This is a genomic window from Streptomyces meridianus, from assembly GCF_023703325.1.
Lineage (GTDB): Bacteria > Actinomycetota > Actinomycetes > Streptomycetales > Streptomycetaceae > Streptomyces > Streptomyces meridianus.
In genome coordinates this window covers 117,137-129,469 of the sequence record NZ_JAMQGM010000037.1, presented here as the reverse complement: position 1 = coordinate 129,469, position 12,333 = coordinate 117,137, and the positions used below count along the sequence as shown (strand labels likewise).

10 protein-coding genes and 1 pseudogene are annotated in these 12,333 nt (G+C 72.5%); 4 read left to right on the top strand and 7 right to left on the bottom strand.

Translation table 11 applies throughout. The features are described 5' to 3' along the window. Positions 1 to 126 precede the first annotated feature (126 nt). Entirely contained in the window at positions 127 to 651 is a 525-nt protein-coding gene (locus tag M1E25_RS17435) for a hypothetical protein (RefSeq protein WP_443735589.1), read from the bottom strand. Between the two features lie 388 nt (positions 652 to 1,039). Then, entirely contained in the window at positions 1,040 to 1,927 is an 888-nt protein-coding gene (rsmI, locus tag M1E25_RS17430) for a 16S rRNA (cytidine(1402)-2'-O)-methyltransferase (RefSeq protein ID WP_251416551.1), read from the bottom strand. A gap of 111 nt (positions 1,928 to 2,038) precedes the next feature. On the opposite strand from rsmI, the gene M1E25_RS17425 reads away from it, so the two are divergent. The 4 genes from M1E25_RS17425 to M1E25_RS17410 all read left to right on the top strand — a co-directional run bounded on the left by M1E25_RS17425 (position 2,039) and on the right by M1E25_RS17410 (position 7,162). Further along, on the top strand, positions 2,039 to 3,826 hold the full coding sequence (locus tag M1E25_RS17425) for a dolichyl-phosphate-mannose--protein mannosyltransferase (RefSeq protein WP_251416548.1): 1,788 nt from the start codon (positions 2,039 to 2,041) through the stop codon (positions 3,824 to 3,826). 171 nt (positions 3,827 to 3,997) lie between these two features. Beyond that, a complete protein-coding gene (locus M1E25_RS17420; RefSeq protein WP_251416546.1) occupies positions 3,998 to 5,656 on the top strand; it encodes a penicillin-binding transpeptidase domain-containing protein in 1,659 nt (552 codons plus the stop codon). 166 nt (positions 5,657 to 5,822) lie between these two features. Next, positions 5,823 to 6,314 carry a YbaK/EbsC family protein gene (locus M1E25_RS17415; protein ID WP_251416543.1) on the top strand — a complete coding sequence of 164 codons (492 nt, stop codon included), beginning with the start codon at positions 5,823 to 5,825 and terminating at the stop codon, positions 6,312 to 6,314. Further along, positions 6,311 to 7,162: an EamA family transporter gene (locus M1E25_RS17410; RefSeq protein ID WP_251416540.1), complete on the top strand. Its 852-nt coding sequence runs from the start codon at positions 6,311 to 6,313 to the stop codon at positions 7,160 to 7,162. Before M1E25_RS17415 ends, M1E25_RS17410 begins: the two co-directional genes overlap by 4 nt. A 158-nt stretch (positions 7,163 to 7,320) precedes the next feature. Here M1E25_RS17410 and M1E25_RS17405 read toward each other — a convergent pair whose 3' ends face one another. The 5 genes and pseudogenes from M1E25_RS17405 to M1E25_RS17385 form a co-directional block, all read right to left on the bottom strand. Next, the gene (locus tag M1E25_RS17405) at positions 7,321 to 7,548 is read right to left on the bottom strand and encodes a hypothetical protein (RefSeq protein ID WP_251416538.1); all 228 of its coding nucleotides are present in this window, start codon (positions 7,546 to 7,548) and stop codon (positions 7,321 to 7,323) included. A gap of 683 nt (positions 7,549 to 8,231) precedes the next feature. Next, positions 8,232 to 9,428, bottom strand: a complete 1,197-nt coding sequence (locus M1E25_RS17400) for a serine hydrolase domain-containing protein (protein WP_251416537.1) — start codon at positions 9,426 to 9,428, stop codon at positions 8,232 to 8,234. Positions 9,429 to 9,545: 117 nt separating this feature from the next. Then, positions 9,546 to 10,337, bottom strand: a complete 792-nt coding sequence (locus M1E25_RS17395; protein WP_251416535.1) for an energy-coupling factor ABC transporter ATP-binding protein — start codon at positions 10,335 to 10,337, stop codon at positions 9,546 to 9,548. Beyond that, on the bottom strand, positions 10,325 to 11,086 hold the full coding sequence (cbiQ, locus tag M1E25_RS17390) for a cobalt ECF transporter T component CbiQ (RefSeq protein WP_251416533.1): 762 nt from the start codon (positions 11,084 to 11,086) through the stop codon (positions 10,325 to 10,327). Before cbiQ ends, M1E25_RS17395 begins: the two co-directional genes overlap by 13 nt. Continuing rightward, a pseudogene (locus M1E25_RS17385) lies at positions 11,086 to 12,197 on the bottom strand (energy-coupling factor ABC transporter permease). The gene cbiQ and the pseudogene M1E25_RS17385 overlap by 1 nt, the downstream one beginning before the upstream one ends. Positions 12,198 to 12,333: the final 136 nt, after the last annotated feature.

Genomic DNA, 12,333 nt, shown 5'->3' with positions numbered 1-12,333 from the left:
TGGTAGGACGCGGCCGCGGGTCCGGCCCGGGGCGGCCCCCTGGGACGCGGACCGTGGCGGGTTCCGCACGCGGTCTGCGTCCTCGGACCGTTCCGGAGCGTTGCGCTCCGGGGGCGCCGGCTGCCGTCAGTGCCGTTCGCGGTGCAGGAGGCGCACCAGATCGTGCACGTGCCGGCGGTGCCGGGGCTCGCGCTCCGCCTCCGGCTCGGGCGCCCGGTCACCGGGCGGCTCCTCCCCGGCGGGCCGGGACCTCTCGACGGCCTCGGCTGGCTCGGACGCCGCAGCCATTGCCCCTCGCGGTGTCTCGTGGGCACCGGGCACGACCAGCGGCCCGGCCGCCGGAACGTCGGACAGCCATCCGCCGCGCGCCGTGGAGACCCGGCCCGAGCGCATGATCCGGACCACCGTGTGACCGCAGTTGGCGCACCTGGGCCGGGTCAGGGGGGAGGGGACCCGCCGGCCGTCGGCGCGGTAGACCACGTACTCCTCGCCGGCCGCGTCGACATGGTGCTCGATCACGTACTCCTGCTCCCAGCCGTGCCCGCAGCGCATGCACGCGAAGGAGTACGCCTCCTGCGTCGTCGGATGATCGACCGGGAGACCGAGCGGCGTCCGCGGAGTGTCCGGAGTCGTGTCCGGGGTGTCGCTCATGACCGTTCCTCCTGTCCGCTGGACAAGGACTCCGGGACGAACCCTCGTATCCAGTGGACGCCCGTTCCGGCGGCAGCGCGCCGGACCACTCCCGCGGCCCTGACGGAACCCGGCCACCGTCCGCGAAATGGGCATGCCATGCGCCCCGGACTTCCCTTCAGAATAGCCCTTCGTCCCCCCTACGGGACGATTCGCAGAAGAATTGAAAGACTTGTGAAGGAAAGCGGAAAACAGCGCCGGGGTCCGTCGTTCACCGCCGTCGGCACGCAGGACTCGGCACCGACGGCGGGCGATGAGCGAGAAACACGGCACACGAAACGGAACGGGAAACGGGAACGGGTCGGAAACGCGACAGGGAACAGGAAGGCGGACAACTCCCCGTGAGCACTCAGCCCTCCCCCGCCGTCCCGGACTTTCCGGTCTTCCCCGGCGCATGGGCATTCTTCGCCGCCACGACCGCGTCGAACACCTCACGCTTCGGCACTCCGGCCTCGACGGCCACCGCAGCGATGGCCTCCTTGCGCCGCTCCCCCGCCGACTCGCGGACGGCCACCCGTCGTACCAGTTCGGCGGCGTCCAGGTCCTGCGGGCCGGGCGGTGCCGCGCCCTCGACCACCACCGTGATCTCGCCGCGCACGCCGTTGGCAGCCCAGGCCGCCAACTCCCCGAGCGAATCGCGCCGGACCTCCTCGTACGTCTTGGTCATCTCCCGGCAGACCGCGGCCCGGCGCTCCGCGCCGAACACCTCGGCCATCGCCATGAGCGTGTCGTCGAGCCGGTGCGGCGCCTCGAAGAAGACGAGGGTCCGCCGCTCGTCGGCCACCTCGCGGAGCCGGCCCAGTCGTTCCCCGGCCTTACGGGGCAGGAAGCCCTCGAAGCAGAAGCGGTCCACCGGCAGACCGGAGAGTGCGAGCGCGGTCAGTACGGCCGACGGCCCCGGCACCGCCGTGACCCGGACGCCGTGCTCGACGGCCGCAGCCACCAGCCGGTAGCCGGGGTCGGACACCGACGGCATCCCGGCGTCGGTCACCAGCAGCACCCGCGCACCGCCCGCCAGTTGCTCGACCAGCTCGGGCGTTCGCGCCGCCTCGTTGCCCTCGAAGTACGACACGATCCGCCCGGACGGCTGGACCCCGAGCGCCTGCGTCAGGCGGCGCAGCCTGCGGGTGTCCTCGGCGGCCACCACGTCGGCGGCGGCGAGTTCCGCGGCCAGCCGGGGCGGGGCGTCCGCGGTGTCGCCGATGGGTGTCCCTGCGAGTACGAGCGTTCCAGTCACCCGGCCATCCTCCCAGGCCGGCCGGGCGGGAGACGGTCCGCCCGCCGCCGTCGGGCCCGCACCCGCCCCGCGAGGCGCGGAGCACTCCGGCGCGTTCCCTATCCTGTCGCGGTGACCAGTGACACGGCGACAGGATCGCGGCACGCGCGGCAGCCCGGCGGACACCCATCCGGTGCGGGTGCTCCCGGGGCCGCCCCGACGGCCTGGCAGCAGCGGCTGCGGCACTTCGGCCATACGGACCGGCCGCGGACCTCCGTGCGCGAGCGGCTCGTGCCGCCGTTCGCGGACCGGGACGTCGCCGGCCGCGGCTCCGGGGGATGGTCGGTGTTCGGCCTCGGCCCCCGCGCCGCCGGACGGCTTGCCCGCTGGTCGGCCTGGGGCGGCCCGCTCCTGGTGGCCCTGTTCGCCGGTGTGCTGCGCTTCCGGCAGCTGGGCAGCCCGCGGGCGGTGATATTCGACGAGACCTATTACGCCAAGGACGCCTGGTCACTGCTGCAGTACGGCTACGAGGGCACCTGGCCGAAGAACGCCAACGACGCCATCCTGCAGAGCCCGCCGAGCGTGCTGCTCAGTCCCGAGGCCAGCTACGTCGTGCACCCGCCGGTCGGCAAGTGGATGATCGCGGCGGGCGAGTGGCTGTTCGGGCTGAACCCGTTCGGCTGGCGCTTCATGGCGGCTCTTCTCGGCACCCTCTCGGTACTGATGCTCTGCCGCATCGGCCGGCGGCTGTTCCGCTCCACCCTGCTGGGCTGCCTGGCCGGCCTGTTGCTGGCCGTCGACGGCCTGCACTTCGTGATGAGCCGCGCCGCCCTGCTCGACGTGGTGCTGATGTTCTGGGTGGTCGCCGCGTTCGGCTGCCTTCTCGTCGACCGCGACCGGACCCGGGCCCGGCTGGCCGACGCGCTCGGCGACGCTGCCGAACGGGACGGGACGGCCGGGACCGTACGGCCGGACGCCACCGTCGGCGGCCGGCTCGGTCTCGGGCTGCGGCCCTGGCGGCTCGCCGCCGGACTGTGCCTGGGCCTGGCCTGCGCCACCAAGTGGAACGGCCTGTACGTGCTCGCCGCGTTCGGCCTGCTCACCCTGGCCTGGGACATCGGCGCCCGGCGGACCGCCGGGGCGTACCGGCCGGTGCGTGCCGTGGCGCGCCGGGACATGCTCCCGGCGTTCCTGTCACTGGTCCCGGTCGCCGTGATCACCTACATCGTCTCCTGGGCGGGCTGGTTCGCCACCCGCGGGGGATACTTCCGCACCTGGGCCGAGGAGGGGGCGCACCGGGGCGGCGCGTGGAGCTGGGTGCCCGGCAGCCTGCGCAGCCTGTGGCACTACCAGTCGGAGGTCTACGGCTTCCACGTCGGGCTCACGTCACCGCACACGTACGAGTCGAACCCGTGGAGCTGGATGGTCCTGGGCCGCCCGGTCTCGTACTTCTACGAGTCACCGAAGCCCGGGGAGGACGGGTGCCCGGCCGGCACCGTCGACAAGTGCGCCCGCGAGGTGCTGGCGATCGGCACCCCGGTGCTGTGGTGGGCGGCCTGCTTCGCCGTGCTGTACCTGATCTACCGCTGGGCCCTGCGCCGGGACTGGCGGGCAGGCGGCATCCTGTGCGGCATCGCGGCGGGCTGGCTGCCGTGGTTCCTGTACCAGGAGCGGACGATCTTCCTCTTCTACGCCGTGGTGTTCGTGCCGTTCCTGTGCCTGGCGCTGGCCATGATGATCGGTGCGATGCTGGGCCCGGCCGGGGTCCCGGAGCGCAGGCGGGTGGCGGGAACGGTCGGCGCCGGGGTGCTGGTGCTGCTCATCGTGTGGAACTTCATCTACTTCCACCCGCTGTTCACCGGCGATCCGCTGCCCGTGGAGGCGTGGCGCAACCGCATGTGGTTCGACACCTGGGTCTGATACGGACGTGTCCCGGCCGGCGCAGGGCAGCCGGCCCGGCCGGAGCTGCGCGCAGGGACGGCAGGAATCCCGATTCTTCAGGGCCGGGAGGACGTCAAGTAGAGTCCCCAGCGATCGCATCTCCGGTCCGCGGGATCCGGGGAGGACTCCGAAGGGCTGTGGGGATCTGCAATGCGCACCAATGGCGCGAAGGTGGCCGTCGTCGGCGGAGTGGTCGTTGCCGTGGTGGGAGCGGGTGTCGGGACGTACGCCCTGATGAGTGACTCCGGTGGGGGCAGCTCGTCCGTCACCTCCGAGGACGACCGTCCGCGGGTGAAGACAGGTCCGCCCAGTGCCGCCGAGGTCCGCACCACGGCGCGGAAGTTCCTGTCCGCGTGGGAGAGCGGCTCGCTGAAGAAGGCCGCCGCCCTCACGGACAGCCCGGCCGACGCCGCCGCGGCCCTCACGTCGTACCACAAGGACGCCCGGATCTCCGACGTCGCCTTCGAGCCCGGCAGGGCTTCGCAGCGGACCGTCCCGTTCAAGGTCAATGCGGTGATCGCGTTCGGCACGCAGAAGGCCCCGTGGCAGTACGCCTCCGAGCTGACCGTGACCCGGGACAAGTCGACGGGCAAGCCGGTGCTCGACTGGGAGCCGTCCGTCGTCCACCCGCATCTGCGCGAGGGCGACACCCTCAAGACCGGCGAGGCCGACGCTCCGCCCATCAAGGCCGTGGACCGCAACGGCGTGGAGCTGAGCACGAAGTCGCACCCGGCGTTGCGCGGCGTGCTGGCCTCGCTCCGCGAGCGTTACGGCGACAAGACGGACGGCCGCCCCGGCGTGGAACTGTGGATCTCCCGTGCCGCGCCGAAAGGTGCGGACGCCAAGACCCGTGCGGCCGAGCGCCCGGACGAGACGCTGAAGGTGCTCTCCAAGGGAACGCCGGGGACGCTGCGCACCACGCTGGACGCGCGGCTCCAGTCGAACGCCGAGGCACAGGTCAACAAGCACCGCAAGGCCGCCGTGGTGGCCGTCAAGCCCAGCACCGGTGAGATCCTCGCGGTCGCGAACTCCCCGGCCGACGGCTTCAATGCGGCGCTCCAGGGCTCCTACGCCCCGGGGTCGACGATGAAGGTCATCACGTCGTCGCTGTTGCTGGAGAAGGGGCTGGCCGGCTACGACAAGCCGCACCCGTGTCCCAAGTACTCCTCTTACGGCGGCTGGAAGTTCCAGAACGACAAGAAGTTCGAGATCAAGGACGGAACGTTCGCGCAGAGCTTCGCCCGCTCCTGCAACACGGCCTTCATCACCCAGGCCAAGAAGATCAAGGACGACGCGCTGACGCAGCAGGCGCGTGACGTGTTCGGCATCGGCCTCAACTGGCAGACGGGCGTGCCGACGTTCGACGGCGCCGTGCCGGTGCAGCACGACGCCCCGAAGGCCGCCTCGATGATCGGGCAGGGCGGTGTCCGGATGAACCCGCTGAACATGGCGTCGGTCGCGGCCACGGTCCAGAGCGGCACGTTCCGTCAGCCGTACCTGGTCTCCCCGGAGCTCGACAACCGGCAGCTGGCCAAGGCTCCCCGCACGCTCTCGGCTGACGCGTTGCAGCAACTGCGTGCCCTGATGCGGCTCACGGCGACGTCCGGGACGGCTGCCGAGCCCATGTCCGGACTCAGCGGCGACATCGGCGCGAAGACCGGTTCGGCCGAGGTGATGAACCAGAAGAAGCCGAACGGCTGGCTCACGGCCTACCGCGGAGACGTGGCTGCCGCGGCGGTCGTCCCCGAGGGCGGCCACGGCAGTGACTCCGCAGGGCCGGTCGTGGCGGCGATCCTGCGCGCCGGCTGAGGCGCGGCGAGACGCCCGCCGCCGGCGGCGCGGCGTCCGGCACGGGCCGGGCGCCGCGTCGCTCGTTCCTCGCGGACGACCGGTGCCCTGTGCCCGGCCCGGCCGCCGTCGTCCGGGTGCTGAAAGGCGGTCGCGTTGCCCGGACCCCTGTGGTTGGGTTCGGCCCATGAGCACTTCGGACCACCCCACCGCGCACCCCCGTTTCGCCGAGGCTCTCGAGGAGCTCGGCCTCGAGGTGGAGCTGCGCGAGTTCCCGGACGCGGTACGGACCGCGGCCCAGGCCGCCGCCGCAATCGGCTGCGATCCCGGCCGGATCGTCAAGTCGCTGGTCTTCGAGGTGGACGGGGAACCTGTCGTCGTGCTGATGGACGGCTCCTCCCAGGTCGACCTGACGCTCGTGCGGGAGGAGCTGGGTGCCTCCGTCGTGCAGCGCGCGAACGCCGCCACCGTGCGCGAGGCGACGGGGTACGCCATCGGCGGCGTACCGCCGTTCGGCCATCGCACCCGGATCCGGGTGCTCGCCGATCACGGGCTGCTGCGGCACGACGTGGTGTGGGCGGCGGCCGGGACCCCGCACACGGTCTTCGCGCTCGCCCCCAGGACCCTGATCGACCATGCCGGGGGCGAACTGGTGGACGTCAGCGAAGCGGGCGTGTGACCCCGGTCGTCGCCACGGCGGTGCTGACCGCGGCGGTCGCGCACGCGGGGTGGAACGCCATCGCCCACCGCATCCGGGACCAGCTGATCGCGTTCACCCTGGTGTCCTCGGGCGGGGCGCTGGCCGGGGTGGTGATCGCCTGTCAGGTGCCGCTGCCGGCACCGGCGGCCTGGCCGTACCTGGCGGTCTCGGCGGCGGTCCACGTCGCCTACATGGCGCTGCTCATGCGGTCCTTCGGGCTGGGCGACTTCGGCCAGATGTACCCGATCGCCCGCGGCACCGCTCCGCTGGTCGTGACGGTGCTCGCCGCGCTGTTCGTCGGCGAACGGCCGGACGGCTGGGCGTCGCTGGGGGTCGTGGTCGCCTCCGCCGGACTGGTCGGCCTTGCCCTGTGGGGCATCCGGGGCAGCGGCGGCCGTCCGCGCACGGCTGCGGTCACGGCGGCGATGGCGACGGGACTCGCCATCGCCGTCTACACGGTCGTGGACGGCGTGGGGGTGCGCGCGTCGGGGACTCCGCTCGGCTACATCGCCTGGCTGATGATCGTCCAGGGGTCGGCGATCCCGTTGTTCACGCTGGCCCGGCGCGGCCGGGAATTCCCGGCCCAACTGCGGCCGCACGCCGTGCGCGGGTTGGGCGGCGGGGTGCTGTCGGTGGGGGCGTACGGGCTTGTGCTGTGGGCCCAGACGCAGGCCGAGCTGGCGCCGGTCGCGGCGCTGCGCGAGTCGAGCATCCTGGTGGGCGCGGCGATCGGGGCCGTGTTCTTCGAGGAGCGGTTCGGCGGTCCTCGGGTCGCTGCCGCGGGGCTGATGGTGGTCGGCATCGGCCTGATGCTGCACGCGGGCTGACCGCTGCCGGCTCCGGAGCCGTACGTCGCCCCCGGCGGGCGCGGTGCCGGTGCAGGGCGTACGACCGGGGTGCGTACGGCGCAGGGCACGTGCCCCTGCGGGAGAACGGCGGACGGCCCGCCCGGACTTGCCGGACGGGCCGCTCTCGCGAAGAGAAATCAGATCTGCACGCCGCCACGAGCGCCCAGCGGGGCGATCTCGACGCCGCCGGAGAGGACACCCTCGGTCGGCAGGGCCGGGAGGGACAGCGGCAGGCCACCGGAGAGGGCGCCCAGGGCACCGGCCGGGTTGGCGGTCTCGACACCCGCGGACATGCCACCGGCGACGTTGTCCAGGTCGGCGTCGGCGATCTCGCGGGTCTCGACCTGGTTGGTGAAGTTGCTCATTGTATGTGTTCCCTTCGAAACGAGAATGGACGTAGCATCAGCCGACTCGGCGGGGGGTTGATCCGGAGACCCCAACTGGCGTGTGGGACAACCGGTCAGACGGAGCCCGCTCCCGCTTACCCAGAGATCAGATCACATGGGCTATGCGGAAGCCCACCTCGATTTTCTGTATTCCCAGTGACTATTCCGTGGGGCAACGTCACATCCCTTTCACATTCGCGCGTAAGGCCGTCGAACCGCCACACCATGGGCGGATGAGGGGCCAGAATTCCGGCGAAAGGCATGGAATCCGCGGGAGCTGACACGACGTCGAAACCTTTCAACCTTCGCGTAACCGCGGGATCCTGATTTCACGGCCCATAGTCGCCCTGCGCCGGGACGCAGGAGCGCTCGCGGGCCCACATCGCCGGGCCGGCGCCACCTCGGCCGATGAGACGAGCGCCACATCGGCAGCGATCTTCACAACTCCACTCGCAGGGCAGCGCCAGGAGATGTCGTACTATGGGAGATTCGGTCTCACCGAAGTCCGGACACCGTGATCGGCCACGTAGCACTCATGACGAGAACCGTCATCGATGTCGCACGAGAAGCCTGCGGAAGCCGCGGAGATGTTCGGGACGACGACCGAGGTCGCGCATGTGCCGCCCCCTTCGGCCGGGTTGACCACGCGCGCGGTGGTCGTCCTACCTCCGCAGGCAGTCGCGAAGTGCACGCACCAGGGCCTGGGCCCGCGGGTCGGCGGTGACGTTCTGCTGCATGCCGTTGGTGACGTAGCCGAAGCCGATGCCCGACTCGGGATCGGCGAAGGCGAGGGATCCGCCGCGGCCGGGGTGCCCGAACGCACCGCGCGACAGCAGCGGTGAGGACGGCCCGTGCAGCATGTACCCCAGCCCGAAACGGGTGTTGACGACCAGCACCCGGTCCGGTCCGGCGGACTCCTCGGTGCGGGCGAGGGTCAGGGTCGCCGGGACGAAGAGCCGTCCGGCCCGACCGCCCGCCTCGGCCTCCACCTCACCGGCGAACGCGGCATAGCAGCGGGCCAGTCCGCGTGCCGTGGCGATGCCGCCGGACGCGGGCAGGCCGGCGGCGCGGTAGGCGGGGGCGTTCTCGTCGGGCAGGGGGTGGATCGCCGTGAAGGCGCGGCGGGTCAGCGACTCAGGATCGCGGTAGGCCTCCAGCACGGACCGCTTGGGGCGCGCCCGCAGCCCCTGGGCAGGCGGGGGCGGCGGCGTCTCCACGTCACCGATACGGCCGACCGGGCCCTGGTCGGACTCGGGCACGCCCAGCCACAGTTGCAGCCCGAGCGGCCGGGCCATCTCCTCGGCGATCCAGCGTCCGATGGTGCGACCGGTGGCCCGCAGGACGAGTTCGCCCAGCAGCCAGCTGTAGGTCTGCGCGTGGTAGCCGTGGTCCGTGCCGGGTTGCCAGAGGGGCCGCTGGGCGGCGAGGGCAGCCGGTCCGCTCACGCCGTCGACGGCCTGGTCCGGGGTGAGCGGGGTGTCGAGCGCGGGCAGTCCGGCCCGGTGGGACAACAGGTGCCGGACGAGGACGCGTTCCTTGCCGGCGGCCTTGAACTCGGGCCAGTAGGTGCCGACCGGGGCATCCAGGTCGAGCCGTCCCCGCTGGTGCAGGATGAGGGGGACGGCGGCAGCCAGGCCCTTCGTGGCGGAGCGCACGACCTGTGCGGTGTTCTCGGTCCACGGGGCGGAGTCCGGCCCTCCGGTGGCGTCGGCGGTGCCGGCCCAGACGTCCACGACCTTCCGGCCGTCCCGGTAGACGGCGAGGGCGGCACCGCGTTCACCGCGCTGCTCGAAGTTGCGTGCGAAGGCGTCCCGGACCGGCTCGAAGCCGCCCGTCACCGTGCCCTGGACGTCCACCACTGGTCCGCACTCCCGCTCGCCGTCGTTGCGCTGTCAACCTCCCATAGTGCCTCGGCGCCCACGGGGGGACGGAGGCGGGGGCACCCGCGGGCGGGGGTTGCCCGGCCCCCGTCGGGCTCAGCCGACGGGCGCGGCCACCGACCGGGGATCGAAGCCGAACGGGAGCTCGAGACGATGACGGCCCATCAACTCGCTGTCGCACAGCAGGTCCTGGGTGCGCCCGTCGGCCGCGATGACCCCACCGCTGAGGACCACCGACCGGGGGCACAGCTCCAGCGCGTACGGAAGATCGTGGGTGACCATCAGGACCGTCACGTCGAGCGAGCGCAGGATGTCGGCGAGTTCGCGGCGGGACGCGGGGTCGAGGTTGGACGACGGCTCGTCCAGGACGAGGACCTCCGGCTCCATGGCGAGCACGGTGGCGACGGCGACCCGGCGGCGCTGCCCGAACGACAGGTGGTGCGGCGGGCGGTCGGCGAACGACCCCATGCCCACCCGGTCGAGAGCCGTGTCGACCCGGGCCCGGAGCTGCGCACCGCGCAGCCCCGCGGCTGCGGGCCCGAAGGCGACGTCCTCGCGGACCGTGGGCATGAAGAGCTGGTCGTCGGGGTCCTGGAAGACGATGCCCACCCGTCGGCGCACCTCGGCCATGTTCTCCGCGTCGACCGGCAGTCCGGCCACGTGCACCGTCCCCGCACCGGCCGCCAGGATGCCGTTGAGGTGCAGGACGAGGGTGGTCTTGCCGGCGCCGTTGGGACCGAGGAGGGCGACGCGCTCACCGCGGTCGACGGTCAGGTCGATGCCGAACAGCGCCTGGTGGCCGTCGGGATAGGCGTAGGCGAGGCCGCGGACATCGAGGGACGCCGGGGGGCCGGGGGGCATCGGGCCGGATACGGTCACAGGGTCCATCCCATCAGACAGACGGCGAGGGCCGCCGCGGGCAGGGTCGCCGCGTACGTCCACTGGGCGCGGGTCGCGGGCGCCTCGTGGAGGACGGGCATCGTGCCGGTGTAGCCCCGGCTCACCATGGCGAGGTGCACGCGTTCCCCGCGTTCGTAGCTGCGGATGAACAGCGCCCCGGCAGTCTTGGCGAGGACCCCCCAGTGGCGCACTCCGCGGGCTTCGAAGCCGCGGGAGGCCCGGGCGATCCGCATCCGGCGCAGCTCGTCGGCGATCACGTCCCCGTAACGGATCATGAACGAGGCGATCTGGACGAGCAGGGACGGCATCCGCAGCCGCTGCAGCCCCTGGAGCACCTCGCGCAGTTCGGTGGTGGCGGCGAGCAGGACGGACGCGGCCACGCCCAGTGTGCCCTTGGCCAGGACGTTCCAGGCGCCCCAGAGTCCGGAGACGCTCAGCGGCACCCCGAGCACGTGCACCATCTCGCCCTCCGCCACGAACGGCATGAGTACGGCGCACAGGACGAACGGCACTTCCACGAGCATCCGCCGGAACAGGAAACCGGCCGGGACCCGGGCGGCAACCGCCACCGCCCCGAGCAGCAGCGCGTACAGGCCGAATGCTCCCAGCGCTTCGCGCGGGGTGGCGACCACCGCCAGCACGAAACAGAGCAGCGCGGCGATCTTGCAGTGCGCGGGCAGCCGGTGCACGCGCGAGTGGCCGTGCCGGTAGAGCTTGTGCGCGTGCCCGGCGCCCATCAGGCGGCGTCCGAGGAGGCGGGGGTGCGGCGGCGCACGGCCCAGAAGACGCCGGTACCGACCGCGAGCGTCGCGCCGACGCCGACCACTCCGGCCAGGCCACCGGACAGCCGGGCGTTCTCGACGTCCTTGGTCCGGTAGTCGGCCAGCGGCGAGTTCGCGGCCGCATGGTCCCGGGCCGTCCGGTCGATGCCGTGGTCGGCCGCGACCTTCTCGAGGCCGTCCGGGCTGGCGGAGGCGTAATAACTGAGACCGCCGGCGAGGAGCAGGGCTGCCAACAGGCCGGTGATCCAGACTCCCCGGGCGGACTTGCGGCGGGCCGGCGCCGCGGTGCTGCTCCCGGCGGTGACGGACTGCTCGGACTTCGCGTCGGCGGACATCAGGCCGTCACTCCCTTGCCGGTGTTCGCGCCCTGCGGGCCGGAGGGGGTCTCGGGGGCAGTGGTGGCGAGCACCAGGGGGTGCCGCAGCCCCCGCGCGCCGTGGACCAGGTCGGGGCGGACAGCAAGGACCGCACCCACGGTGAGGGCAGTGATCGCCGCCTCGCCGACACCGATGAGGACATGCACGCCGATCATGGCGGTGAGGACCTTGCCGAGCGGCACGTCTGCCGCGCCGCCGATCGCGTAGAGGCCGGTGAAGGCGGCTGCCGCTGCGGGGACGGACACCAGCGCGGCGACGAACGACGCCGCGGTGACCGACGCCCGGGACACCGGCAGCACCTTGAGGAGGCCGCGGAACAGGGCGTACGCGACGGCGACGGTCACCACGCCCATGACCGTGACGTTGGTGCCGAGCGCGGTGAGTCCGCCGTCCGCGAACAGCACGCTCTGCATCAGCAACACGACCGCGATGCACAGGACCCCGGTGAAGGGGCCGACGAGGATCGCTGCGAGCGCCCCGCCCAGCAGATGCCCGCTGACGCCGACTCCCACGGGGAAGTTGAGCATCTGCACGGCGAAGACGAAGGCGGCGACCAGCCCGGCCAGCGGGGCCGTGCGCTCCTCCAGTTCGCGGCGCGCGCCCCGGAGGCCGACCGCGACGGCTGCCGCCGCCGCGACTCCGGTCGCCACCGACACCGGGGCGTCGAGGAATCCGTCGGGTACGTGCATCGCGGGCTCCGCTTCTGCTGCGTGGGACGTCTGCGTGCGTGCGGAGGGCCCTGTGCCCCCGGCGGTCCGATGATAGACGCTACATGCGAACGGCTTGCAAGAGCGCCTCATGTGCGAAGTCGTTCCGGGAGCGCGC